Origin of the sequence: Litchfieldia salsa, assembly GCF_900104555.1 — a bacterium.
GTDB lineage: Bacteria > Bacillota > Bacilli > Bacillales > Bacillaceae_L > Litchfieldia > Litchfieldia salsa.
This window is the reverse complement of the sequence record NZ_FNJU01000001.1, coordinates 1-23,990: the sequence shown is the minus strand read 5'-3', so window position 1 is coordinate 23,990 and position 23,990 is coordinate 1. Positions and strand designations below refer to the sequence as shown.

Below are 23,990 nucleotides of genomic sequence, written 5' to 3'. Positions count from 1 at the left end.
ATTCATCCCTCCATTTATTTCCGGTTAATCACGGTTTTCACTTCATATTGTTGTGATTTCTCATCAATGATTCGAAGTTCCACAAATAAAGGTCTATAAGTAACGATGTTTCTGTCTGGGAAGCTTTGTGCGGAACTAGTAGAGCTCGGTAGCCCCTGATATTTCTGTTGATCAATTACCAAAATATACTGTAGGTCAGGTTTACCCACGACTGTATCATTCACTTTTATTTCTGTAGTAGTGGAATTGTAGCTAACTTTGTAAGTTTCACCAGATTGATGATAGTTTGTTAGTTGTGCAAGAAGTAGGTTAGCCTCTGATGCAAGAGATAACTTACTTTCACTACGTTCCGAATAATTCATGCTATTGATTAAAACACTAGAGACTAAGCCAATAATTATAGAAAGTATAGCAAGGGATGCTAGTAGTTCAATAAGTGTAAATCCTTTATTGTTATCTAAAACACGTATCAATCTATCAGCCCCTTATTTAAAAATATTAAATGTATTGAAAACGATAATCTTATTATCTATCTTAGAAGCCTCATTGGAGGTATTCCAAAGTCCTAACCCGATATATTTAGAATAAATGTCAAATCCTGATGGTAGGGTAGAATTTAATGTTTCTGTAATCACAACACTTCCTTGAGTGAGTGTAATATCATACGCACGAGTTGTTTGAAGTGGATCAATGTACTGACCTACTACATAGTTATTTCTAGCAACGATTTCAATTTCAGTATCTTTGGTCCAACTGAAATTCGTATTTGCAATAACATAACTATCATCACAGGTCATGTCACCAACCTCTTTTAAACAAAGAGTATTGCTATCTGGTAAAAAATAAAGCATATTTCCGGAATATGTATTAGCTGAAGGTGTGACATTGCCATCAATTAAAATACTGTAGCCTCCACCATTACCTAACACCGGGTAGCGAATACTTCCATTAATTGTGAATTCATCAATTAAAGGTTTAATTCTCATTAATGTGTAATCACCTGTGTAATTTGCTAGGTTGATCATATGAAATGCTTCGTTATGGGCGGTGGACTTATAAATAATATCAGTTGTCGTTGTTGTTCCTTGAAGTGAGCCTAGGATAAGTTTTCCAGTATCATTTGTTAAAGGCAAATCTGTTAAATAAAAGGTATTATCACTAGGGCTTGCAAGCTTTGGAATATATCCATATGTTTCTGATAATGTTGATGAATCCTTCTGATTAATGATCACAACATGTACTTCAATTAAATCATCTGAACCATTAGAAAACGAAAGTGAAATATCTTCTACATTTCCTGGTGATGTAGACCCGGGGTAAAGAAGATCCTCTAATACCTTTTGCCCAGAAACCGTTTGAATATTATCGTATTTATAATGTGTTGTAGTTGAAGTAACAGGGTTGCTGTCAACAGATAATACCTTATGTGTTGTTGTTTCTAGTTCAATGATATTGTAGTGCGAAAGATAATCTATCATTCTATGGTTCTCTTGAAGTAATGATAGAACCTCTCTTGCATCATTCGATGCTGTTAGCATTTCCTCATTTTTATTTGCAAAAATAGCTACCTGTGTAAAAAACTTCATAAACACTGTTAGAATAATGGTAATTATAACAATGGATACTAGCAATTCGATAAGTGTAAATCCTTTTTCCTGTTTCAGGTGCATCTTTCCACCTCTTTTTTCCTATTTCTTTTATTATACGACATCAAAAGTTATTGTGGAAAGTAGATTGAGAATTTTTTCTTGTTTTTACAAATATCTTCAAATTTCGTCTTTTATAATTATCCTTTTTCATATAAAATGGATATTAACCCATTTTAACCGGGACTATACTACTAACTAATAGAGGTGAGAGCTTCATGGGATACATATTTTCAGTAATAGCATTTTTAATTCTTATACCAGTAATGATGAAATTACCACTAGGTATAAAGTCATCTTCTAAAATAATCATTCTTGTAGGCGCTTTTTTAATATCGATTATAGGTATAATGGCAGTTCCTTTGCTAGGGATATGGAAGGTAGCACTTGTACTTCTCTGTTTATCTATCATGCTAGTACTTTTGTTAGAAAAGCGTATCGAGGAATCTACAGTCACTGTTTCTGGTATGACATCTGAGGTTTATTCAGCAAAGCCTAAGAATAATCAGATCATCGTTCAGGATCAGATTGGAGATAAAGTAGAGCAAGGCTCTTATATCACAAATCAAGATGAAAACATCTTCGATCAAGAACAAGAACATGATGAACCAGAAAACCTAGAAGCTCAAATTCAAGTGAATCAAGCACTTGAAGAAGTGGCATCTTCTGAGGAAACTAATACGAATGATAATTGGCTGAATTCTGTCAGTGAGGATTTTGTGAATGTGGAGAAAAAAATAAATGTTAATTCTGAGGTGACTTTGTCAGAAAGCACTAAACATGAATTCGCTGAAGAATTAACTCCTTTAGATGAATTTGTATTTGAAACAATTGAGGTTAAACATGACAAATAATAGTGAGTTGTTAATGAAATGGAAGGGGTAAAAAGTGTGAGGAACCAACTGAAGGTCAAAGCTGCTTTAATACTAATATCATGCGTTATCTTTATTTTTACTTTTGCTCAAATTGGAGTCACTTCATATAATACTTTTGCCTCTGGAGATAAGTTTGAGGCTGGTACATTAATAGGTTCGGTTGATGTAGAGGGGTTGACAGTAGAAGAGGCAGAAGCAAAGGTGACGACAGAAGTAAACAATTGGTTAGCTTCTGGGCAAATCGGGATTGAATTTGGTAATGAGTCTATGTTGATTAATAAATCTGATAGTTTTATATTTGCAATAGCTGAAACTGTAAAAGTAGCCAAACAAGGTGTTCAAACTCCTTTAATGGTGACGATTAAGCCAGATGTACTTAATCAAAGTATCGAGACAATTTCCAATAAGAAAATTGATCTATTTAACGCAGAACAGATTCAACTATCGCTTCAAGAAAAATCTTCACTACTAGCTTCTGATCAACTCACTCTAAACCTATTAAGTTACTTATTAATTGGTGAACAAAAGGTTGTATCATCTGCGCAGATTCCTCTTGAAACCATTTCAAGTGAATTAACAAAATGGGGAAAAGATGTAAAAGAGATCACATTAGCTCCGCATCAATCTTTTTCACTTCTAACTTTTGTTAGTGAAAATGCTTTTGAAGCAAGCGATGAAACCTTAAGTGTAATTGGGACAAGTATATATAAAAGTATATTACCAACTAATATTGAGATCGTTGAGAGACATATTAGTGAAAACTTACCAGGGTATGCAACACTTGGGTATGAAGCTCGAGTTGAAAAAGAACATAAAGACTTGATGTTATACAATGCTAATCCATTTGAATATAAGCTTACTTTTACCTTGACTAATTCAGACTTAAAAGTCGAAATGATTGGCCCTGACCTTCCTTATAAATATCGTGTTGAATTAGGTGAAGAGGCAGTCATTAAACCACGTCTAATAAAGCAATATGATAGTAAACTTAGTTTCGGCTCAAAGAAAGTTAAAACAGCGGGGGAAAATGGAAGTATGTTAAAAGTAACCCGTGTTATTACGAAAGGAAAAGAAACCGAAAAGGTAGTAGTGTCTGAAGATTACTACCGCCCAATCCATAAAGTTGTGGCATTTAGTTTAGCAGGCAGTAGTTCTTTACCAACAACTAATGACTCAAATTCAGACTCTGATGAGAGTACAAGTGATGATGAAGGCTTTTGGGATAACACAATTGATTTCAAATAACACCTTAAGAATGTAGGGGGAGAATATGAGAAACACTCGTAAAAGATTAGGAGATTTACTAGTTGAAGGTGGACTGATTTCAGAAGAACAGTTACAGAATGCTCTCTCTGAAAAGTCTCCGTCACAAAAACTAGGAGATGTGCTATTACAGCGTGGATATATCACAGAGCAGCAGTTAATCGAAGTACTTGAGTTTCAATTAGGAATCCCTCATGTTAGTTTATTCCGCTATCCAATTGATACTAGTCTAACGACACTTATACCAAAAGAGGTTGCCCAAAGAAATGTATTAGTTCCATTAAAAAAAGATGGTGACAAACTATTTGTTGCAATGGCAGATCCGATGGATTTCTATACGACCGAGGATCTTAGACTTGCTACTGGGTTTCAGATTGAAACAGCCATTGCGTCAAAAGATGATATTGTTCGAACAATTAATAAAATCTATGATTTGGATGAAGGGGTTAAAGACTTCATTGCAGAGTCTTCAAATGATGTTCAGGAAGAACGTGGAGTAGCAAGTGATGATTCCCCTGTGGTGAAGCTTGTAAACCAAATACTTCAAAATGCAGTTGCACAAAAAGCAAGTGATATACATATTGACCCACAAGAAACAAAGGTTGTATTAAGATATCGTGTGGATGGTGTTCTACGTACTGAGCGCGCGTTACCTAAAAGCATGCAAAGTGTACTAACAGCAAGAATCAAGATTATCGCAAACTTAAATATCACTGAAAATAGAATTCCACAAGATGGTCGTATTAAAGTGAATCTCGATTTTCAGGCCATTGATCTCCGTGTCTCAACATTACCAACCGTTTATGGTGAAAAAATCGTTATGCGTGTTCTTGATTTAAGTGGTGCTCTAAATGATCTACCACAACTTGGTTTTAATAAGGTGAACTTAGAGAGATTTGTTAAACTAATTGAGAGTCCAACAGGGATCGTCCTTATTACAGGACCAACTGGATCTGGAAAATCATCGACACTTTATGCTGCACTTAATCGCTTGAATTCAGATGACGTAAACATCATTACGATTGAGGATCCTGTTGAGTATCGTTTAGATGGCATTAACCAAATTCAAGTAAACAGTAATGTAGGGATGACGTTTGCGAGTGGATTACGTGCGATATTAAGACAAGATCCCAATGTCATTATGGTTGGAGAAATTCGTGATCAAGAAACCGCCAATGTCGCAATTCGAGCTTCTTTAACTGGACATTTAGTGTTCAGTACACTCCATACAAATGATTCACTTGGGACCATTTCACGATTAATTGATATGGGAGTCGAACCTTTCCTTGTCGCTTCATCACTTTCTGGGGTCGTTGCACAACGTCTAGTTCGAAAGGTGTGTAAGGATTGTGCAAAGGATGATCTACCAACAAATCGTGAACTTGAGATTTTTGCTAAACGAGGCATAACAATTGAAAAAGTGAAGCGTGGAGTTGGGTGTGGTACCTGTAATATGACCGGATATCGTGGTCGAATTGCCATTCATGAATTACTTGAATTAAATGATGATATGCGCCGTGTCATTATGGATGGGGAATCATTAACAAAGCTTAGAGAAATGGCGATTAAGAATAGAACCATTTTCTTAATAGATGATGGATTGTTAAAGGTGAAGCAGGGAGTTACGACAACTGAAGAAGTACTCCGTGTAGCAATTGCTGAGTAGGTGAAAAGGGATGGAAGAAAAATTAAATTTTATATTACGATCTGCACATGAATTGAAGGCATCAGATATCCATTTAACAGCTGGGGTGCCACCCATTTTTCGAATACATGGAGATTTAAAAAGATATGGGAAAGACATGTTATTACCAACTGATATTGAAGGGATGGCAAAATCTATCATTCCTGATTCAATGTGGGAAACCTTTCTTGAAAAAGGAGAACTAGACTTTTCGCATGGAATACCAGGTATTTCCCGTTTTCGTGTGAATGCATTTAGACAACGTGCAAATGTTGCGATGGCCTTTCGTGTAATCCCAACTGAAATACCTACAGTTGACGGGTTAGAATTACCACAAATTCTAAAGAAAGTGATGGAAAAGCCCCAAGGCCTTGTTCTTGTTACAGGACCTACAGGTAGCGGGAAGTCCTCATCACTTGCAGCAATGATCAATTATATTAATCAAACAAAGAGTAAACATATTATTACATTAGAAGATCCAATCGAGTACTTACATAAACATAATGCAAGTATTATTGATCAACGTGAAATAGGGTTTGATACGAAAAATTTTGCAAATGGACTTCGTGCAGCACTTCGTCAAGATCCAGATATTATTCTTGTTGGAGAAATGCGTGATCTTGAGACAATACATACAGCCATTACTGCAGCAGAAACAGGGCATCTAGTACTTGGGACCTTACATACATCCAGCGCACCTTCAACCGTTGACCGGATCATTGACGTGTTTCCGTCTGAACAACAACCACAAATTAGAGTTCAGCTTGCATCAGTGTTAGTGTCAGTTATTTCTCAGCGTCTTTTTCCAACAATTGATAAAACTGGTCGTCGTGCAGCAACGGAAATACTGATTAATACATCTGCCGTAGCTAACTTAATTCGTAGTGAAAAGATTCACCAGATTTATAATGTTATGCAGACAAGTCGTGCTGCAGGTATGCACACGCTTGAAAGCAATATTTTAGACATGGTTCATGCAGGAGTCATCTCAAAAGAGGTAGCACAACCATTCTTACAGGAGAAGATTGAATAATGCCACGTTATAAATATCAAGGTCGGGATAAGACTGGGAAAAAGTCTGGTGTCATTACTAGTAAAACGAAAAAAGAAGCTGTCATAAAGCTTCGTGAAGATGGAATTCGAGTATTAAATATGGAGGAAGTGCCAGAAACCTTCCTCACAAAGGATATTTCAATTGGAAACCCTGTGAAGCTCCAGGATTTTGTTATCTTCTTAAGGCAATTTGCGACCCTCATTAAGGCGGGGGTTACGGTTGTTGATTCTATAAACATATTAGCAAGTCAAACGAATAGTAAAGCCCTTAGCAAGGTATTGGGTGAAGTAGAGGAAGACATTCGTGATGGTAACTCTCTTTCATCGGCAGTAAGTAAACATAAAAAGATTTTTTCTAATCTTTTTATTAATATGGTACGTGTTGGTGAAATTGGGGGAAGTCTTGATGAGACATTAGAGCGATTAGCTGTCCACTTTGAAAAACAGCATAAGACAAGATCTAAGGTTAAATCTGCATTAGCTTATCCTGCTGTTATTGGTGTTGTTGCGATTGGTGTTGTTATCTTTCTTCTAATTGGAGTTGTACCAACATTTGTGGGGATGTTTGCTGATTTCGGGGCTGAACTTCCAGCTATTACGAAGTTTGTCCTTGGAGCCAGTGAGTTTATGCAAACTTTTTGGTGGCTAATCTTAATAATTGTATTTGGAGTCATATTAGGTTTAGCATTGTTAAGACAGCAGCAAAGGTCTAGATATTATATGGATTTAATTGTCTTGAAAATGCCGATTTTTGGTAAACTGCTTCAAAAAGCAGCGTTGGCAAGGATGACGAGAACATTAAGTTCATTAATGACAAGTTCTGTTCCGATCTTACAAGCATTGGCAATCGTAGAAAATGTTGTTGGGAACGAAGTGATAAGTGCTGTTATTAAGGATGCTCGTTCTTCATTAGAGGAAGGTCAATCACTAACAGAGCCAATGAAAAAGCATTGGGTGTTTCCACCATTAATTACTCAAATGATTATGATCGGGGAAAGCACTGGTTCATTAGATGAAATGCTAGGAAAAGTAGCAGATTTTTATGAAGAGGATGTAGAGAATACAACTGACTCACTTAAATCATTAATCGAGCCATTAATGATCGTCTTTTTAGCGGGTATTGTTGGTACAATCGTACTAGCAATTATGGTACCAATGTTTGATATGTTTAACCATATCCAATAAAATGAGTCTATTATACCATGCAAAAGCAGCAGTGTTCATGTCGCTTTTTGACAGTTTTGGAAAAATTATTAAAAATATATGAAAAATATGGTGAATTTTACGGAGTTTACCATTATAATAGAGTAGTAATTAAGTACTAATACCTATTTATAAAAGGAGAGAACGGGAGAATGATGAAGAAAATATTGAAAAATCAAAAAGGTTTGACATTAATCGAGTTACTAGCGGTTATTGTGATTTTGGGGATTATTGCTGCGATAGCAGTGCCTGCAATTGGGAACATTATTGCTAATTCTGAGAGAAAAGCTGATTTAACTGAAGCATCTCAGATTATAGGTTCAGCTAAGTTATATATCGCATCTGAAGGCCCAACTTTCGACCCTTCTGCGAACACTTTAAAAATCACTAAAGCTGCTGATGGTTCACTAAGCTATCTTCCAACAGGAAATACTGGTTTTGAAGGTTATCTTGATAAATCGGATGCTTTTGAATTAACAATTACTAAAAATGGTGGTGCACTTACTTTTAGTATTGATGCACATCCATCAACAGAAGATTATGCTCAACCTGGACTTTCACCTGCTCATGTTAAAGGTGCTGCACTTTCAGAAACTCAAATAGAAACTTTAATAAGATAATCGTAAAGAAAATAAAATGATAACCCTCTAATGAGGGTTATCATTTTAACTGAGAGGTTTTTCAATGGATTTATTAGATTTATATCATGTATATATATTTATTCTAGGTATAGTTTTAGGATCATTTTACAATGTAGTGGGTTTAAGAATACCAAAAGCTGAATCAATTGTTTTTCCACGTTCAGCATGCCCGAATTGTAGACACGAACTTACAGTTAAGGAACTAATTCCCTTATTATCATATTTATATCAAAAAGGTTCTTGTAAAAAATGTTTTATACGTATTTCTCCTTTATATCCTTCTGTTGAAATGGTGACAGCAATTCTTTTTACGATTTCACCATTGTTGGTGGGATGGTCAAAGGAATTGATCGTTTCATGGACATTGGTTTCATTGTTAATGATCATTTTTGTGTCAGATCTTAAATACATGATTATACCAGATAAAGTTTTATTGTTTTTTGCACCACTCTTTTTAATTGAGAGAGTATTTATCCCTTTAACTCCATGGTGGGATATGCTTTTAGGCAGTTTGGTGGGCTTCACATTACTTTTTATTATTGCACTTGTTAGTAGAGGTGGTATGGGTGGTGGAGATATAAAACTTTATGCAGTTCTAGGTCTAGTTTTAGGCTGGAAGTTAACCCTCCTCTCATTTTTCTTAGCTACTATTATCGGTACTTTAATAGGATTAATTGGAATGGTGACAGGGAAGGTCAAACGAGGAAAACCAATGCCTTTTGGACCAGCAATTGTGTTAGGTACTCTATTAGCCTATTATTTCGGACAAGATATTATTAACTGGTATATAACAATTGTTGTTTCATGATTTTACTATAAGGGGTTATCATAATGGCTTTTGAACTTTTTACTTCAAATCAAATTGCAAACATCATCATCAAAGACCATGTAATCCGTTATGTCGGAGTTAAACAGTCTTCACCACTAGTTGTTCAGAAATACCGTGAACATTATTTACCATCGGGTATTATTGATGAGGGGAAAATTATTGAGCGTGATACACTTAAATTGATTTTAGAGGAATGTGTTTCTGAATGGGGAATTTCTAAGCGTCAGGTTCGCTTTACAATTCCGGATTCTTCTGTAGTTATCCGGAAAATTGTGGTTCCAATTGATATAAAGGATGACGAGATTGTCGGTTATTTATATTCTGAACTAGGATCCACTATACACTTGCCTTTCGATGAGCCTGTTCTTGATATAAAGAAATTATCGGAGAATGATGACAAAAAAGAAATCCTTCTTTTTGCTGCTCCTGAAGATTTAGCTAATGCTTATTCAGCATTATTACAAGAGGTCTCACTTAAACCAATAGCGGCTGATATTTCACCACTATGTATGTATCGATTATTTGATTATAGTGATAAAACAAATTTGAAAGATCATATCCTTCTTATACAATTTGATTTACAAACTGTAAATTTAAGTATTTTTTATCAGCATATTCCAATCTTTATGAGACATTTACCACTGGAGACAACGATTGAGGATTGGGAGATACAACAAAATCGAGCAGGTTCAAATGCTGAAATTAAATGGGGGAATTCTGAACGCTCATTAGAAGGCATTATTGAGGAAATTTATCGTGAAATTGATCATGTGTTAAATTTTTATCAATATTCTCTAATGAAGGGGAAAGAATCTGTAACTAAGATCCTTTTTAGTGGTGATCATCCTTATAGTAATGATGTGTTTTCTCGTGTAATAGAGAGATATGAGATTCCTGTATCAACCATTGATTCAATTGAAAAACTTCCACCTAATTATTATTTACCATTAGGTTTGGCACTAAAAGAGGTGCAATAATGTTAGTCGAAATTAATCTTTTACCCAAAAAACAAATAAAGAATCGTGCAATGTTTGCTGTCATCTTACTTGCGATTTTAGTTACTTTTGGATGTGCAACATTTATTCTTTCAGAGCAAAACAAACTTAATGCAGAAAAGCAACGATTAGCAACTTCAATAGCAACACTAGAGGCTGACAGAATTAAGTTAGAGCAATCCATTTCACAGGGTGAAGAATCTAATAGTGTGATTAAATTAGACCGTACTGTTAAATGGGCAGATGATTATTTTGTTGAAACAGTTCCATTAATTAAGCACTTATCAAACCTTTTACCAGAACGTGGATTCATTCAATCATTTACATACACAGGTGGTACAAGTGTAAGTTATATTGTTCAGTTTGATTCTACAACCGAAGTTGCGCATTATTTAGCAACTTTAAACCAATCATCTTATTTGCAAGATTCAAAGGTAAATAGTATTACGTCAACTGAGCTACAGGATACTGCTCCAACTATTACTGAGGAAACAATCATTGATCCCTTTACTGGTTTAGAAACCTTAATGACTACGATCATTCCTGTTGAAGAAACAGATGAAGTTGTTCTACCACGTTATTTAGCTCAATTTGAATTAAAGTTAAATGAAGAAGAGTTAAAGAAATTACAAAAGGAGGGGGAATAAGTGACTCTCCGATTTACAAAGAAACACATTATAACACTTATTTTTAGTATGGTAATAATAGTAGGTGCGACCTATTTAACAAGTATTCTATTAATTGACCCTATTGAATTAGAAATTGATCGTTTAGAATCAAACGTAGTGATGCAGGAGAAACTTATTGATACATTAAAGCAAAAACAATCTAATGCAGATACTCCTGTAGTTAGTTCTACCGAAATCCAAAAAAAGATACCAGTTATTCCGCTAGTAGAACAGCTGATCCTGGATATAGAGCAAGCTGAAGCAGTGTCAAATAGTGAGATTGTAAACTTGGCATTTAGTGAAGCTGACTTTTCACTTCCAGCACCAGTAGAGCCAAACCAAACGACTGCAACAACTGAACAGGCAGAGGCAACAACTGAAGAACAACCTCAAAATAATGAAACAACAACTGAAGTAGTCGAGGAACAAGTTGAAGTGTTTGATCCAACGATAGTAGAAGGACTTAAACAAGTCACAGTCACAATAGCGATCAAATCACCTGGCTATTATGAATTAGAAAAGTTCTTATCATTAATTGAACACCAAACAAGAATTGCAAAAGTGGATTCTCTTAATTTCACGGGTAAAAGCGAAGTGGTCTCGGTCGCACAAGAAGACATTGATGAGCCATTAACTTATACGGTTACACTATCAACCTTCTATATGCCAGCATATCCAGAGCTTGCCGTAGAAGCACCAAAAGTGAACTACCCGGACCCAAGTGAAAAGAAAAATCCATTGTTCGTTAATACATCTGAAGAAGATGAATAAAATACACTTGCAGGAGACCCCTAAATATGGGTCTCTTTTTTTAATAGATAAGAATATTTAACAAATTTGAACTAGTTTTTGTGTCTAGCTCCAGCGCCTAGCCCCTCGGGGTCATAAGTCAAATCACTTCAGAAGTCAAGACTTCCTGCGTGATTCGCCTTATGCCTGTCGGGGCTGAACAAGGCGCTTGCGCTTTTCTTGTGCCTCTTAAAAAATTTGACGAAAACCTTCACACTTAAGTCGACAAATGTCTTGTTATTTTTTTTTCTGAGTATGCTAGGATGATAGAAAGTGTTAGAGGGTTCTAGTATTTTAAGGGCGGTGAAGAAATGGACAAGGGGAATAATCGGATATCGATTAAGATTAATGGAAATGAACGAAGATTTGGAGATGAAGCTGACAGTGGAATGAAGCAAGATGTTGATTCTAGTAATTCTACTGAAGAGGAAATTCTTCGACCATTTACTTATAAGAAAGAAACGGCAGCTGCGAAGGAAGAGGAAGAAAATGACGAATTTTCATGGGTACTACCAGATGAGAGTCAAGCTTCAAAAAGTGCTGATCCTATAAAGGTTGTGCAAATTGAAGATGTTCGAAATAAATCAAAAAAAGGAAATCCTTATTTTAAAAAGGCAACTCCGAAAACATCTAGCTTTAATCGAGGTCCTTCTTCTGCAATAAAAACGCTATTATTATCCATCTTTCTAGCAGTAATTGTTGGTTTAGGATTAGGTGCGATGATTCTGAATCTTATGTCAGGAGATGAACATCAACAAGCGATTGGAACGCCTACAGTAGCACCAGCTGATAGTGGTGATGCTTCAGCGTCTGATGGTGAACAAGGGAATGGTAACACAGCAGGAAATGCGGCCATTGAGCTTCCACCTTTGAATATAGCTTATGCTCAAGAAGGTGTTTACCAAAATAAAGAGGGCGTAAATGATTTAGTTGCTAAGATTAAGCAAAGCGGATTTCCAGCTTCTTCGGTCGAAATAGACGGTTCTTATACAGTGGTAGTTGGGATTGGAACTGATAAAGAAGTTATTAAGCCGATTGGTACTCTTTATCAAGCTGAGTCAGGGAAAGAACCCTATCATAAGGTTGTAGAGGTGGCGGGGGGAAGTTATTCAAAGGTCAATGAAAATGATGCTACTTATATTAAAGAAGGCCAAGCCTTATTCACACAATTATCAGCACTATCATCAACTGCATTTACAGCTAAGTCCATTTCAGATGATCAATGGACATCAATCTCCAAACTTCAAGATGGGTTGAAAGGAAAAGTGAATGATGACATGAGCGCTAGTATGAAATCATTCTCAACATCATTAACCAATGCGTATGATCAATTAAATGCTTATAAGAAATCAAATGATGAGGCTGCGTTAATGAAATCACAACAAGAACTACTTAATGCTTTTCAGTTTTATCAAGAATGGAAACTTTCTCTGTCTTAATTAAATAGTAAATAAAAAAGGGACTAGCAATAGTTCCTTTTTTACGGATAAAAACTCGTGAATGTTTTACAATAGAAACATCTGTGAAAAATGGGTTTTCCAAAATTGTCTAGTTACACGTAATTTGATACGATATTGGAGTATCTTCCATTCTTTCGAAAAAAATAATAAAGGGTGATTTAAATGCAACAACGCCTCATCTTAGCCTCAGGTTCTCCACGAAGAAAAGAACTTCTTAGTAATCTTCAGCTTGAATTTGATGTAATCGTTAGTGAAATTGAGGAAATCGTAGACAACACGATGACTCCAGAAAAAATTGTCATGTCTTTGGCCCTACAAAAAGCAGAGGATGTTGCTAGACATCATCGTGATGCTTTTGTCATAGGTTCAGACACGGTTGTTGTTTTTCAAAATGAGGTTTTGGGAAAGCCTAAAAATGAAGAAGACTCATTCCGAATGCTTAGAATGCTTTCAAATCAGACACATCAGGTATATACAGGGGTTGCCATATTAACTGGAACATCCAGGGTGACTTTTTTTGAACGAACAGATGTGACGTTTTGGGAGTTATCAGAATCGGAAATAGCTGCTTATATTAGTAGTGGTGAGCCGAAGGATAAAGCAGGTTCATACGGAATTCAAGAATTAGGCTCGGTACTCGTTAAAGGCATCAACGGTGATTATTTCTCAGTGGTTGGACTTCCTATTTCACGTACCATTCGCGAATTAAAAAAAGCAGGCTACATTATCTAGTTTGTTGCAATACATGAAATTTCTCAAATTCCTTAACCTTTTTTATTTTTAAAAGGGAGGAACAAATCTTGAATTCATCTTCATTAATGATCCGCGATTTTCCTATTGATGAACGACCACGGGAAAGACTGTTATCAGAAGGACCAGAAAGTCTATCAAATCACGAACTGCTTGCAATTATTCTTCGCACAGGAACGAAAGAGGAAAGTGTGCTACAGCTTTCAAATCGATTATTAAATCAATTTGAAGGGTTGAGACTACTTAAGGAAGCGACTGTTGAAGAAATTACAAGCATTAAAGGGATTGGCCCAGCAAAGGCCATTCAAATTATGGCCTCGGTTGAATTAGGCAGAAGGATTGGGCGACTTCAGTATGAAGATCGATATGTGATTAGATCTCCAGAAGACGGTGCTAACTATCTGATGGAAGAAATGCGATTTCTCACACAGGAGCATTTCGTTTGTTTATATTTAAACACAAAGAATCAAGTGCTTGCTAAACAGACCATCTTTATAGGTAGCTTAAATGCCTCCATAGTACACCCGCGCGAGGTGTTCAAAGAAGCTTTTAAACGCTCTGCTGCATCGATTATTGCACTGCATAACCACCCCTCAGGGGATCCCACCCCAAGCCGAGAAGATATTGATGTGACAAAAAGACTTGTTGAATGTGGTAAAATAATTGGTATTGAAGTATTAGATCATATCATCATCGGTGAACATAAATATGTTAGCTTAAAAGAAAAAGGGTATTTATAACCCCTATTTTTTTTCAGAGGGTTACGATATAATAATGGTTATGGGTTTTTGAGAGTATGTAATGAATGAAAAATCACTTTTTAGGATTTTCGTATCAGAAAGGAAGATACATTTTATGTTTGGAATAGGTACAAAGGACCTTGGTATAGATTTAGGAACTGCTAACACATTAGTATTTGTTAAAGGAAGAGGTATTGTTGTAAGAGAGCCGTCAGTTGTTGCTCTTCAAACAGACACAAAAAATATTGTCGCTGTTGGAAATGATGCGAAAAATATGATTGGTCGTACACCAGGAAATGTTGTCGCTCTTCGTCCGATGAAGGATGGCGTAATCGCTGACTATGAAACAACAGCAACGATGATGAAATATTACATAAGACAAGCTGTTAAAAAAGGTTATTTTGCTCGTAAGCCGTATGTGATGATCTGCGTACCATCAGGAATTACAGCAGTTGAAGAACGTGCGGTCATTGATGCGACTAGACAAGCAGGTGCAAGAGATGCTTATACAATTGAAGAACCATTTGCAGCTGCAATCGGAGCTAATTTACCAGTTTGGGAACCAACTGGAAGTATGGTTGTTGATATTGGTGGTGGAACGACTGAGGTAGCAATTATTTCTCTTGGAGGTATTGTGACAAGTCAATCCATCCGTGTTGCTGGTGATGAAATGGATGAATCAATCATTCAGTATATCCGTAAAACCTATAACCTGATGATTGGTGATCGTACATCAGAGGCTATTAAGGTTGAAATTGGTTCTGCTGGTTCACCTGAAGGTGTTGATAACATGGAGATTCGTGGCCGTGATTTATTAACTGGACTTCCAAAAACCATAGAAATAACTGCTGAAGAAATTTCAGGAGCTCTTCATGATACTGTGTATGCGATTGTCGAATCGGTGAAGAATACGCTTGAAAAAACGCCACCAGAACTGGCTGCGGACATTATGGATCGTGGGATCGTTTTAACAGGTGGGGGCGCATTATTGCGTAACCTAGATAAAGTGATTAGTGAAGAAACAAGTATGCCAGTCTTAATTGCAGAAGATCCACTTGATTGTGTGGCAATTGGAACTGGGAAAGCATTAGATCATATCGATTTATTTAAAAATAAGTCAAGAGATCATCGTTAATATGGAAGGCTGTTTTTAATCGTTAAATTGTTGTGTATAAGATATAACATTTTTATAGGTACAAGTTGATGGAACGGAAGGTGTGAGACTCCTGCGGGATTTGTGGGACAGATGAGACCCCACAGGAGCAAAACGACGAGGAGGCTCATCGCCCACCCCGCGGAAAGATTACACCTGGAGTGGAATTGACTACTATGTTTTAATTAGCAACCATTAACGAAAATAGCAAATGGAAATAAGGATATAAGAGGTGTAGGTCGTGCCACAATTTTTTCTAAATAAAAGACTTATCTTGTTGCTTGTTAGTATTATCATCTTAGTGGCATTGATTGGCTTTTCATTACAAGACCGAGATAAATTAACATGGCCAGAACAATTTGTTAAGGATTCGGTGGGCTGGGTGCAATCCCTGTTTCATAAGCCCTCCCAATCCTTAGCGGGTTTTTTTAACAATATACATGATATACAAAATACATATGAAGAGAACAAGCTCTTGAAAGAAAAGCTTGATCAATATGTGATACTTGAGACAGAAGCCCAAATTCTAAAAAAAGAGAATGAAGAATTAAAGGCAGTTCTCGAAAAGACAGAGAGCTTGGATGATTATGATAGTATTCAAGCAACGGTCATCAATCGTGATCCAACACTTTGGTATGATCTTTTAACCGTAAACCGAGGGAGTCAGCATGGTGTTAAAGCTAATATGGCAGTCATTACCTCACAGGGCTTGATTGGTAAGGTGAAAAGCGTGTCTGCCTATCATTCAACCATTCAATTATTAAGCTCTCCAGATCGGAAAAATCGAATTTCAGCTTATGTTCAGGATGTTCAAAATCAATTCTTTGTGATTGAAGGTTATGATCAGGAAGAAGAATCGTTGTTGTTAAAAGAGATTCCGTTTGAGGTTGAAGTTAAGGAAGGGCAGTCTGTGCTCACATCAGGTTTAGGTGGGGTGTTTCCCAAGAATTTACTTATAGGAGAGGTGACAGAAGTTGTTGCCGACAACTATGGGTTAACTAAAACTGCTTATGTCAAACCTGCTGCCGATTTTTATGAAATCAATCACGTTATTATCGTTGATCGAAAAATGGATGTGGTGGAAGAAGTTGAAGGTGAAGGTGAAGAGGAATGATGAAACGTCTGATCCTTCCTATCATCCTACTATTTTTATTTATACTAGAAAGTATTTTCGTTGACGTCTTACCTGCATCTTTTATCATGGAAGATCATTTATTAGTGCCTCATTTTCTCTTTGTGACAATTGTGTTCATTTCGATTAGAGGCAATAGAAATGAAGGTATGCTCCTTGGTGCCATATATGGGCTAATGTTTGATATTGTTTATACTGGAATACTCGGTCTTTATTTATTTTCCTTTCCACTTATCGCTTATGTTATTTCAAAGCTTGCCGGTATTCTTCAAAACCATATTGTCATCATTTCGATTTTATCAATTGTCAGTGTTGTCATTTTAGAATTTTTTGTTTTCGGTGTGAATAGTTTAATCGGTTATACAACGATCACAATGAATACATTTATTGAACGTAGACTGATATCTACGGCTATTTTGAATGGAATCTTTGTTATTTTGCTGTCATACCCGTTAGCGAAATTAATAGACAAACTTTCTGTTGTAGAATAAGTGATTAATTGTGTCAAATGTAAAAAACTTCGCTTTAAAAGAGGATAATACATGTCTTTTGTTGAAATATAAAGCATTGAGGTGAACATCGTGAAGGGGCAAAAACAACAACTTGTTACAATAAAAGGGACAAAAGATGGATTAACATTACATCTCGATGATCAATGTTCATTTCGAGAGCTTGTCGGAGAATTAACAGATAAGTTAGCTTTAAATCATAGCCATGGTGAAGATAGTCCATTGTTAGCTGTACGATTAAAAGTAGGTAATCGTTACTTGACCAAGATACAGGAAGAAGAGCTACGAACAATCATTAGAAGTAAAAAGCACTTGATCGTTGATTCAATTGAAAGTAATGTGATTTCAAAAAAGGAAGCAAAAGAGATTAAACAGAAAAATGAAATCGTTTCTGTTACTAAAATTGTTCGGTCTGGGCAAGTACTTAAGGTAGATGGAGATCTACTTTTAATCGGTGATGTTAATCCTGGAGGAACTGTTATAGCCGAAGGAAATATCTTCGTGCTTGGTTCATTAAGAGGAATTGCACATGCTGGATTTCATGGAAATAACGAAGCTGTTATTGCTGCATCATTAATGAAGCCTTCACAATTAAGAATAAGTAATATTATGAATAGAGCTCCTGACAATCATAAAGAAGACGAACAAAACGAGATGGAATGTGCATATGTTGACGAAAATGAAACGATTGTTATTGATCGGTTACAACAGTTAATGCATTTGAGACCGAATTTGACGAGGTTAGAAGGGGGAATCTAGCTGTGGGAGAGGCAATAGTTATCACATCAGGAAAAGGTGGTGTCGGGAAAACAACGACATCAGCCAATGTAGGGACTGCTCTTGCGCTAGCAGGTAAACGAGTCTGCTTAGTGGATACAGATATTGGTCTAAGAAATTTAGACGTTGTAATGGGCCTCGAAAACCGAATCATTTATGATTTAGTTGATGTTGTCCAAAAGCGTTGTAAGCTTCATCAAGCACTTGTGAAGGACAAGCGTTTTGATGATCATTTATATTTGCTTCCTGCTGCACAGACGAGTGACAAAACAGCTGTAACGCCAGATCAAATGAAGAAGCTGATTGATGAGCTTAAACAGGACTTTGATTATATCGTGATAGATTGCCCAGCGGGAATTGAACAAGGATTTCAGAATGCAATTGCAGGTGCAGATCGCGCATTAGTTGTGACAACTCCTGAAATATCTGCTGTTCGAGATGCAGACCGTATTATCGGACTACTAGAGAAGGAAGATATCGAACCACCTCGATTAATCATCAATCGTATTCGTAATCATATGGTGAAAAATGGAGATATGCTAGATGTAGATGATATTGTTACACATCTGTCCATTGACTTGATTGGTATTGTAGCTGATGACGATTCCGTCATTAAAGCATCAAACAGTGGTGAACCAATTGCATTAGATGGTAATAGCAAATCAGGAATCGCATACCGTAATATCGCACGTCGAATCTTAGGCGAAAGCATTCCACTTCAATCACTAGAAGATGATGATAAAGGTGTTTTCACCAAACTAAAGAAATTCTTCGGAGTACGTTAATTGGACGGACTCGAATTTTAGTAGTTTAGAAGATAGTTTCATAATGTTTGATTGATAGATCAAACTAAAAAAGAGTTAAATCTTTGAAAGTAACAGAGATTTAACTCTTTTTTATATGGTCAAAACTAGGTGATGTGATGGGAAAGGTAACTAAAGTCGAGATAGGTTCCCCAAAGTGAGGTTAAGCCCAGGTCAAGGTAACTAAAGCCGAGATAGGTTTGAAGCCCAGGGAAAGGTAACTAAAGCCGAGATAAGTTCCCCAAATCAATCCGAAGCCAAGGAAAAGGTAACTAAAGCAGAGATAGGTTCCCCAAATCGAGCCGAAGCCAAGGAAAAGGTAACCAAAGCCGGGAAAGGTTCCCCAAATCGAATCGAAGCCCAAGGCAAGGGAACCAAACCCAAGATAAGTTCCCCAAAGCGAGCCGAAGCACAGTGAAAAGGTAACAACCCCCAACCGCAAAAACGCATTCATCCTTCAAAATCCAATAAAATTAACAATAATAGTCATATCACACCCGGACAAGTCATAAAATTGTACAAACTTCGTTAAAGGGAATGGTGTAGCTATGAGTCATCGTGCAGATGAAATAAAAAGAAGAATCGCCAAAAGAAAACGAGAACGACTACCTACTAATCTACCAGACAAGAAAAGAGAACCATCCTCCTTTCTCGTTAAAGATGAAGAAAAATACGGATATGATCATTTTTCAAGCTATGAAGGTGGCAGTTCGGGTGAAAACGGACATCCGCTATTTCGAAAAGAAGTATTTATGTTTAAAGTTTTATTATCTGTTTGTCTTGTCCTAGTTGTTGCCATCTTATTTAAAAACGGATCCGCTGATCTCGATCCAGCGAGAAACTTCGTAACGAAGACAATGGAAAATGACTTTCAATTTACTGCTGTATCCGCATGGTACGAGGAACAGTTCGGAAATCCACTAGCTTTCTTCCCGACATCAGATAATAAAGATACTGAAACAGCTGATGCTAAGGTAGAGAATCGTCCACATTATGCCGTCCCAGCGATAGGTACTGTTACTGAAAGTTTTCAAGATAATGGTCAAGGAGTAATGGTTGAAACGGGCAGTAACTCGGCTGTAGAGGCGATGAACAGTGGGACTGTAACATTTGCTGGTACGAAAGATAATCTAGGGAAAACAGTGATTATTCAACACGGTGATGGAAGTCAGACTTGGTATGGGAATCTTGAATCAATCAAAGTTCCTCTGTATACCTTTATCAAAACAGGGGATGAAGTTGGTCAGGTGACCGATACTGAAAATGAGAAAGGGATGTTTTATTTTGCAATTAAGCAGGGTGAGACATTTATTGATCCAATACAGGTGATCAAATTTGATTAAACTTTTATCAAAAATTCATATACATCCATTATTATGGGTATTAATTGGACTAGCAATTATTACTGCTCATTTTAGAGAACTACTAATGCTATTTGTTATTGTTTTTGTCCATGAAATGGGTCACGCATTATGTGCCCATTTTTTTTCTTGGAGAATTCGGAGAATCTTACTTCTACCGTTTGGTGGAGTAGCAGAGATGGAAGAGCACGGTAATCGCCCATTGAAGGAGGAAGTGCTAGTTGTACTTGCAGGACCAATTCAACATCTATGGATGATTGGATTAGGATATGGTTTATTTTCAATCTCATTAATATCACAAGAAACACTGGACCTATTTATTTTTCAAAATTTGATGATTCTAGGATTTAATTTATTGCCGATTTGGCCATTAGATGGTGGCAAGCTTCTATTTACTCTTTTTTCATGGCGTTTCTCATTTTATAAATCACATCAATTCATGTTAACCTCATCAATTATTGCTATTTTCTTATTTATAGTAGGATTAATCCTGATTAATCCAACACAATTAAACTTATGGATTATAGTCACTTTCTTAATTTACTCGATTGCTCTTGAGTTCAAAAACAGGCATTTTGTGTTAATGCGTTTCCTCTTAGAACGCTATTATGGCAAACATCGTAGCATTAGTATGTTAAAACCACTGATGGTCGATGAGTCAGTGACAATCCAAGAGGTGCTTTGGATGTTTCAAAGAGGCTACAAGCACCCCATTATTATTCATAAGAACGGAAGAAAGCAACCTCAAATTGACGAAAATGAACTTCTACATGCTTATTTTTCCGAAAAAAAGACGACAGAGTCAATTGGAGAAGTGTTTTACTCATGGACGTAGGGTATAATTGCTAGAAAGAAGACGTCAAAGTGAGGCTATATGAATTGAAGAAGATTGTGTTAAATGTGAGAACGAGTGAAAAGCGAATGGCTGTTATTGAAGAAGGAAAAGTCGTGCAATTAAAAATGGTTCAGCCGTCTAAACGTGAACATGTAGGAGATATTTATGTTGGACGAATTACTGATGTCCTACCTGGAATCCAGGCGGCTTTCGTTGATATTGGAACTGAGAAAAGTGGGTATTTACATAGAGATCAATTGCTCTCATATCAAAATAGTGACATCAAGCAAAAAGAATCTAAAAGTATTTCAAGCTTTATTCATCAAGGTCAGGAAGTGTTAGTCCAGATTGTAAAAGAAGGAATAGGTAGCAAAGGCCCAAAATTAACTGAGATCATTGAATTGCCTGGTCAATTTCTTGTGTATTTGCCGCTAGAAGCTTCTGTAGCTGTTAGCCGAAAAATGAGAAATGAAGAGGAAAGAGAGAAATGGAGAGAGTTTGGGCAGGAAGTGTCACACCCAGGAGAAGGTGCGATTTTTCGAACATTATGTGAAGAACATTCAGTTGAAATGGTTTTAGCTGAGTTGAATAGACAGAGAAAAGACTATAAGTCCATTTTAGAGAAAAAGAAGAGTGCAAAAAAGCCGTCACTTTTATTTGAGGCAGAAACGATGATTGATCAATTATTACAGGAAACTCGTATAGAAACCTCAGATGAAGTAATTGTTGATGACTTTGATTCTTTTCAGATTTTAACAGAAAAGTTGACTTGTTCAGTTAAGCGATATAACGGGAAAGAGAATATATTCAATAGGTATCAGCTTGAACAAGAAATAGAGAAGACATTAAACAAAGTAGTCACTTTAGATAATGGAGCTTATCTTGTTATTGAGAACACGGAAGCGTGTACGGTGATTGATGTAAATTCAGGTAAATTTCAAGGAAAGTCCAATCAACAAGAAACAGTACTGAAGATAAATATGGAAGCTGCGAAAGAAATTGCACGACAAATAAGGCTGCGCGACCTTGCAGGGATGATTTTAATCGATTTTATTGACATGAAGAGTTCGAAAGATCAGGAAAAGGTTATTTCGGTTTTTAAGAAAAATGTAAAAGCAGACTTTTATCCTTCTATGGTTCATGGATTTACGAGACTTGGTATCTTAGAGGTAACAAGGAGAAGAACGCGACATAGTCTGGCAGAGACGTTGCTTTCACCATGTCTTCATTGTGACGCAACAGGCTTAGTTAATAGTGCAATGAGTGTATATTACCAATTAGAGCGGGATCTGATGGAATACGAAAGAACAGATACAGAAGCAGTATGGGTTGATATTTCCTCCGATTTAAAGGCTTTAATTGATGATGAAAACCATAAATTGTTACAAGAAAGAAGTAAGCTTTCAATTTATTTCACAGAAGGCAAAGAAATGAATCGGAGTTATCTTATTCGACATATCGGGACAGAAGAAGAGGTAAAGGATCGATTGAACAGGTATCTATCATAATTTAATATTGACACTCTAGTATCCATGTGATAATATTTGTATGTTATTGTTTGTAGCACCCATGCTACAACCGCACAGACTAGGTATTAAGTTTTTAGATTACATATGTTCTCTAAAGCACCTGACGATGGCGAGTCTTAGAAATATAGGAGGTGCAATTATGTACGCAATTATTGAAACTGGTGGTAAACAAATCAAGGTTGAAGAAGGCCAAGCAATCTACGTTGAGAAATTAAACGGAGAGCAAGGCGAAACAGTTACTTTTGACAAAGTATTATTCGTTGGTGGCGAAAACGTTCAAGTTGGAAGCCCAACTGTTGAAGGTGCAACTGTAACAGCTAAAGTTGAAAAACAAGGTCGCGCAAAAAAGATCGTTGTTTTCAAATATAAAGCGAAAAAGAACTACCGTAAAAAGCAAGGTCACCGTCAACCATACACTAAAGTTGTAATCGAAAAGATTAACGCTTAAGGTTTGATGGATGATTAAAGTAACGATTATACGATCACCTCAAGGTTTGATTGAGTCGTTTACGATGAGTGGACATGCCAACTTTGCAAAGCGTGGTCAAGATATTGTTTGTGCCGGAGCATCAGCTGTTTCGTTTGGAACAGTCAATGCGATTGAAGCACTCACAGGTGTTGTTCCAGGAATTGAGCAAGGTGGTAAAACTGGCTTTCTCCGCTGTGATATTCCAGTAGGATTAGAACAAGAGATTGCAGAGAAGGTACAATTGCTTCTTGAAGGTATGCTCATATCATTAGAGACAATTGAAAGAGATTATGGACAGTATATAAAAATTACTAAATAGCAGGAGGTGCATATCATGTTAAGATTAGATCTTCAGTTCTTCGCTTCTAAAAAAGGGGTAGGTAGTACTAAAAACGGTCGTGATTCAATCTCGAAACGTCTTGGTGCAAAACGTGCTGATGGTCAATTCGTTACAGGTGGATCAATTCTTTACCGTCAACGCGGTACAAAAATTTATCCAGGTGAGAACGTAGGCCGTGGTGGTGACGATACTCTATTCGCTAAAGTTGACGGTGTTGTTAAGTTTGAGCGTCTAGGTCGTGACCGTAAGCAAGTGAGTGTATATCCAACAGCTCAAGAAGCTTAATTCATTGAAAACTCTAACCGCTAGGTTAGAGTTTTCTTTTTTTCCTTAAAAATAAGTAAATTCGAACTCAGTTTTAGTGTCTAGCTCCAGGCGCCATCGGCTCGGGGTCATAAGCCAATCCGTCTAGAAGGTTAAAGAACAACCTTCAAGTCGGCTCGTCTTATGCCTGTCGCCGATAAACGGGCGCCTTGCGCTTTTCTT

The 23,990-nt window shown here is 36.6% G+C and carries 27 protein-coding genes and 1 other annotated feature; of the genes, 24 read left to right on the top strand and 3 right to left on the bottom strand.

The window, feature by feature from the left end:
- Positions 1 to 14: 14 nt before the first annotated feature.
- Both BLQ56_RS00130 and BLQ56_RS00125 read right to left on the bottom strand, forming a co-directional pair.
- The gene (locus tag BLQ56_RS00130; RefSeq protein ID WP_090848966.1) at positions 15 to 473 is read right to left on the bottom strand and encodes a PulJ/GspJ family protein; all 459 of its coding nucleotides are present in this window, start codon (positions 471 to 473) and stop codon (positions 15 to 17) included.
- Positions 474 to 485: 12 nt separating this feature from the next.
- Positions 486 to 1,670: a prepilin-type N-terminal cleavage/methylation domain-containing protein gene (locus tag BLQ56_RS00125; protein WP_090848964.1), complete on the bottom strand. Its 1,185-nt coding sequence runs from the start codon at positions 1,668 to 1,670 to the stop codon at positions 486 to 488.
- Positions 1,671 to 1,864: 194 nt separating this feature from the next.
- On the opposite strand from BLQ56_RS00125, the gene BLQ56_RS00120 reads away from it, so the two are divergent.
- The 18 genes from BLQ56_RS00120 to minD all read left to right on the top strand — a co-directional run bounded on the left by BLQ56_RS00120 (position 1,865) and on the right by minD (position 18,952).
- Positions 1,865 to 2,500 (top strand): hypothetical protein, encoded by a 636-nt coding sequence (locus BLQ56_RS00120; RefSeq protein ID WP_090848962.1) that lies wholly within the window; start codon positions 1,865 to 1,867, stop codon positions 2,498 to 2,500.
- Between the two features lie 36 nt (positions 2,501 to 2,536).
- Positions 2,537 to 3,766: a G5 domain-containing protein gene (locus BLQ56_RS00115; RefSeq protein WP_175490134.1), complete on the top strand. Its 1,230-nt coding sequence runs from the start codon at positions 2,537 to 2,539 to the stop codon at positions 3,764 to 3,766.
- Positions 3,767 to 3,791: 25 nt separating this feature from the next.
- Positions 3,792 to 5,450, top strand: coding sequence for a GspE/PulE family protein (locus BLQ56_RS00110; RefSeq protein WP_090848958.1), 1,659 nt, complete (start codon positions 3,792 to 3,794; stop codon positions 5,448 to 5,450).
- A gap of 10 nt (positions 5,451 to 5,460) precedes the next feature.
- Complete coding sequence (locus BLQ56_RS00105) at positions 5,461 to 6,501, top strand: type IV pilus twitching motility protein PilT (RefSeq protein WP_090848956.1); 1,041 nt, start codon at positions 5,461 to 5,463, stop codon at positions 6,499 to 6,501.
- Positions 6,501 to 7,706 (top strand): type II secretion system F family protein, encoded by a 1,206-nt coding sequence (locus tag BLQ56_RS00100; RefSeq protein ID WP_090848954.1) that lies wholly within the window; start codon positions 6,501 to 6,503, stop codon positions 7,704 to 7,706. The genes BLQ56_RS00105 and BLQ56_RS00100 overlap by 1 nt, the downstream gene beginning before the upstream one ends.
- A gap of 170 nt (positions 7,707 to 7,876) precedes the next feature.
- Positions 7,877 to 8,344 carry a type II secretion system protein gene (locus BLQ56_RS00095; protein WP_090848952.1) on the top strand — a complete coding sequence of 156 codons (468 nt, stop codon included), beginning with the start codon at positions 7,877 to 7,879 and terminating at the stop codon, positions 8,342 to 8,344.
- A 64-nt stretch (positions 8,345 to 8,408) separates the two neighbouring features.
- Complete coding sequence (locus tag BLQ56_RS00090) at positions 8,409 to 9,173, top strand: prepilin peptidase (protein ID WP_090848950.1); 765 nt, start codon at positions 8,409 to 8,411, stop codon at positions 9,171 to 9,173.
- Positions 9,174 to 9,196: 23 nt separating this feature from the next.
- A complete protein-coding gene (gene pilM / locus BLQ56_RS00085) occupies positions 9,197 to 10,171 on the top strand; it encodes a type IV pilus biogenesis protein PilM (RefSeq protein WP_090848948.1) in 975 nt (324 codons plus the stop codon).
- Positions 10,171 to 10,836, top strand: coding sequence for a PilN domain-containing protein (locus BLQ56_RS00080; protein WP_090848946.1), 666 nt, complete (start codon positions 10,171 to 10,173; stop codon positions 10,834 to 10,836). Before pilM ends, BLQ56_RS00080 begins: the two co-directional genes overlap by 1 nt.
- On the top strand, positions 10,837 to 11,628 hold the full coding sequence (locus tag BLQ56_RS00075) for a hypothetical protein (protein WP_090848944.1): 792 nt from the start codon (positions 10,837 to 10,839) through the stop codon (positions 11,626 to 11,628).
- Positions 11,629 to 11,957: 329 nt separating this feature from the next.
- Positions 11,958 to 13,085, top strand: coding sequence for a hypothetical protein (locus BLQ56_RS00070; RefSeq protein ID WP_090848942.1), 1,128 nt, complete (start codon positions 11,958 to 11,960; stop codon positions 13,083 to 13,085).
- 183 nt (positions 13,086 to 13,268) lie between these two features.
- Positions 13,269 to 13,838 carry a Maf family protein gene (locus tag BLQ56_RS00065; protein WP_090848940.1) on the top strand — a complete coding sequence of 190 codons (570 nt, stop codon included), beginning with the start codon at positions 13,269 to 13,271 and terminating at the stop codon, positions 13,836 to 13,838.
- Positions 13,839 to 13,924: 86 nt separating this feature from the next.
- Positions 13,925 to 14,596: a RadC family protein gene (gene radC, locus BLQ56_RS00060; RefSeq protein WP_175490176.1), complete on the top strand. Its 672-nt coding sequence runs from the start codon at positions 13,925 to 13,927 to the stop codon at positions 14,594 to 14,596.
- A 115-nt stretch (positions 14,597 to 14,711) separates the two neighbouring features.
- Positions 14,712 to 15,731 (top strand): rod shape-determining protein, encoded by a 1,020-nt coding sequence (locus BLQ56_RS00055; protein WP_090848937.1) that lies wholly within the window; start codon positions 14,712 to 14,714, stop codon positions 15,729 to 15,731.
- A gap of 259 nt (positions 15,732 to 15,990) precedes the next feature.
- On the top strand, positions 15,991 to 16,863 hold the full coding sequence (gene mreC, locus BLQ56_RS00050) for a rod shape-determining protein MreC (protein WP_090848935.1): 873 nt from the start codon (positions 15,991 to 15,993) through the stop codon (positions 16,861 to 16,863).
- Positions 16,860 to 17,372, top strand: coding sequence for a rod shape-determining protein MreD (mreD, locus tag BLQ56_RS00045; RefSeq protein ID WP_090848933.1), 513 nt, complete (start codon positions 16,860 to 16,862; stop codon positions 17,370 to 17,372). The genes mreC and mreD overlap by 4 nt, the downstream gene beginning before the upstream one ends.
- Before the next feature lie 81 nt (positions 17,373 to 17,453).
- Positions 17,454 to 18,149 (top strand): septum site-determining protein MinC, encoded by a 696-nt coding sequence (minC, locus tag BLQ56_RS00040; RefSeq protein WP_090848931.1) that lies wholly within the window; start codon positions 17,454 to 17,456, stop codon positions 18,147 to 18,149.
- A 2-nt stretch (positions 18,150 to 18,151) separates the two neighbouring features.
- Entirely contained in the window at positions 18,152 to 18,952 is an 801-nt protein-coding gene (gene minD / locus BLQ56_RS00035; protein ID WP_090848930.1) for a septum site-determining protein MinD, read from the top strand.
- Between the two features lie 181 nt (positions 18,953 to 19,133).
- On the opposite strand, the gene BLQ56_RS23100 is transcribed toward minD, so the two are convergent.
- Positions 19,134 to 19,424, bottom strand: coding sequence for a hypothetical protein (locus tag BLQ56_RS23100; RefSeq protein ID WP_139163050.1), 291 nt, complete (start codon positions 19,422 to 19,424; stop codon positions 19,134 to 19,136).
- Positions 19,425 to 19,518: 94 nt separating this feature from the next.
- On the opposite strand from BLQ56_RS23100, the gene BLQ56_RS00030 reads away from it, so the two are divergent.
- The 6 genes from BLQ56_RS00030 (at position 19,519) to rpmA (ending at position 23,789) form a co-directional block, all read left to right on the top strand.
- Complete coding sequence (locus BLQ56_RS00030) at positions 19,519 to 20,313, top strand: M23 family metallopeptidase (RefSeq protein ID WP_090848929.1); 795 nt, start codon at positions 19,519 to 19,521, stop codon at positions 20,311 to 20,313.
- Positions 20,306 to 21,166, top strand: a complete 861-nt coding sequence (locus BLQ56_RS00025) for a M50 family metallopeptidase (protein ID WP_090848927.1) — start codon at positions 20,306 to 20,308, stop codon at positions 21,164 to 21,166. Before BLQ56_RS00030 ends, BLQ56_RS00025 begins: the two co-directional genes overlap by 8 nt.
- 44 nt (positions 21,167 to 21,210) lie before the next feature.
- Positions 21,211 to 22,674, top strand: a complete 1,464-nt coding sequence (locus BLQ56_RS00020; protein WP_139163049.1) for an Rne/Rng family ribonuclease — start codon at positions 21,211 to 21,213, stop codon at positions 22,672 to 22,674.
- A 58-nt stretch (positions 22,675 to 22,732) separates the two neighbouring features.
- Positions 22,733 to 22,822: a sequence feature (ribosomal protein L21 leader region), on the top strand.
- A gap of 12 nt (positions 22,823 to 22,834) precedes the next feature.
- Positions 22,835 to 23,143, top strand: a complete 309-nt coding sequence (gene rplU / locus BLQ56_RS00015) for a 50S ribosomal protein L21 (RefSeq protein ID WP_090848923.1) — start codon at positions 22,835 to 22,837, stop codon at positions 23,141 to 23,143.
- Between the two features lie 10 nt (positions 23,144 to 23,153).
- Positions 23,154 to 23,483, top strand: a complete 330-nt coding sequence (locus tag BLQ56_RS00010; RefSeq protein ID WP_090848921.1) for a ribosomal-processing cysteine protease Prp — start codon at positions 23,154 to 23,156, stop codon at positions 23,481 to 23,483.
- Positions 23,484 to 23,498: 15 nt separating this feature from the next.
- Positions 23,499 to 23,789, top strand: a complete 291-nt coding sequence (gene rpmA / locus BLQ56_RS00005) for a 50S ribosomal protein L27 (protein ID WP_090848919.1) — start codon at positions 23,499 to 23,501, stop codon at positions 23,787 to 23,789.
- Positions 23,790 to 23,990: the final 201 nt, after the last annotated feature.

Excerpts from the sequence above, each read along its gene's own strand:
- BLQ56_RS00055 (WP_090848937.1), top strand. The coding sequence starts at position 14,712 with ATGTTTGGAATAGGTACAAAGGACCTTGGTATAGATTTAGGAACTGCT.
- rplU (WP_090848923.1), top strand. The coding sequence starts at position 22,835 with ATGTACGCAATTATTGAAACTGGTGGTAAACAAATCAAGGTTGAAGAA.
- BLQ56_RS00065 (WP_090848940.1), top strand. The coding sequence starts at position 13,269 with ATGCAACAACGCCTCATCTTAGCCTCAGGTTCTCCACGAAGAAAAGAA.
- BLQ56_RS00125 (WP_090848964.1), bottom strand. The coding sequence starts at position 1,670 with ATGCACCTGAAACAGGAAAAAGGATTTACACTTATCGAATTGCTAGTA.
- BLQ56_RS00080 (WP_090848946.1), top strand. The coding sequence starts at position 10,171 with ATGTTAGTCGAAATTAATCTTTTACCCAAAAAACAAATAAAGAATCGT.
- BLQ56_RS00070 (WP_090848942.1), top strand. The coding sequence starts at position 11,958 with ATGGACAAGGGGAATAATCGGATATCGATTAAGATTAATGGAAATGAA.
- rpmA (WP_090848919.1), top strand. The coding sequence starts at position 23,499 with ATGTTAAGATTAGATCTTCAGTTCTTCGCTTCTAAAAAAGGGGTAGGT.
- radC (WP_175490176.1), top strand. The coding sequence starts at position 13,925 with ATGATCCGCGATTTTCCTATTGATGAACGACCACGGGAAAGACTGTTA.
- BLQ56_RS00010 (WP_090848921.1), top strand. The coding sequence starts at position 23,154 with ATGATTAAAGTAACGATTATACGATCACCTCAAGGTTTGATTGAGTCG.
- BLQ56_RS00120 (WP_090848962.1), top strand. The coding sequence starts at position 1,865 with ATGGGATACATATTTTCAGTAATAGCATTTTTAATTCTTATACCAGTA.
- BLQ56_RS00100 (WP_090848954.1), top strand. The coding sequence starts at position 6,501 with ATGCCACGTTATAAATATCAAGGTCGGGATAAGACTGGGAAAAAGTCT.
- mreD (WP_090848933.1), top strand. The coding sequence starts at position 16,860 with ATGATGAAACGTCTGATCCTTCCTATCATCCTACTATTTTTATTTATA.
- BLQ56_RS00095 (WP_090848952.1), top strand. The coding sequence starts at position 7,877 with ATGATGAAGAAAATATTGAAAAATCAAAAAGGTTTGACATTAATCGAG.
- pilM (WP_090848948.1), top strand. The coding sequence starts at position 9,197 with ATGGCTTTTGAACTTTTTACTTCAAATCAAATTGCAAACATCATCATC.
- BLQ56_RS00110 (WP_090848958.1), top strand. The coding sequence starts at position 3,792 with ATGAGAAACACTCGTAAAAGATTAGGAGATTTACTAGTTGAAGGTGGA.
- BLQ56_RS00030 (WP_090848929.1), top strand. The coding sequence starts at position 19,519 with ATGAGTCATCGTGCAGATGAAATAAAAAGAAGAATCGCCAAAAGAAAA.
- BLQ56_RS00105 (WP_090848956.1), top strand. The coding sequence starts at position 5,461 with ATGGAAGAAAAATTAAATTTTATATTACGATCTGCACATGAATTGAAG.
- BLQ56_RS23100 (WP_139163050.1), bottom strand. The coding sequence starts at position 19,424 with ATGAATGCGTTTTTGCGGTTGGGGGTTGTTACCTTTTCACTGTGCTTC.
- BLQ56_RS00090 (WP_090848950.1), top strand. The coding sequence starts at position 8,409 with ATGGATTTATTAGATTTATATCATGTATATATATTTATTCTAGGTATA.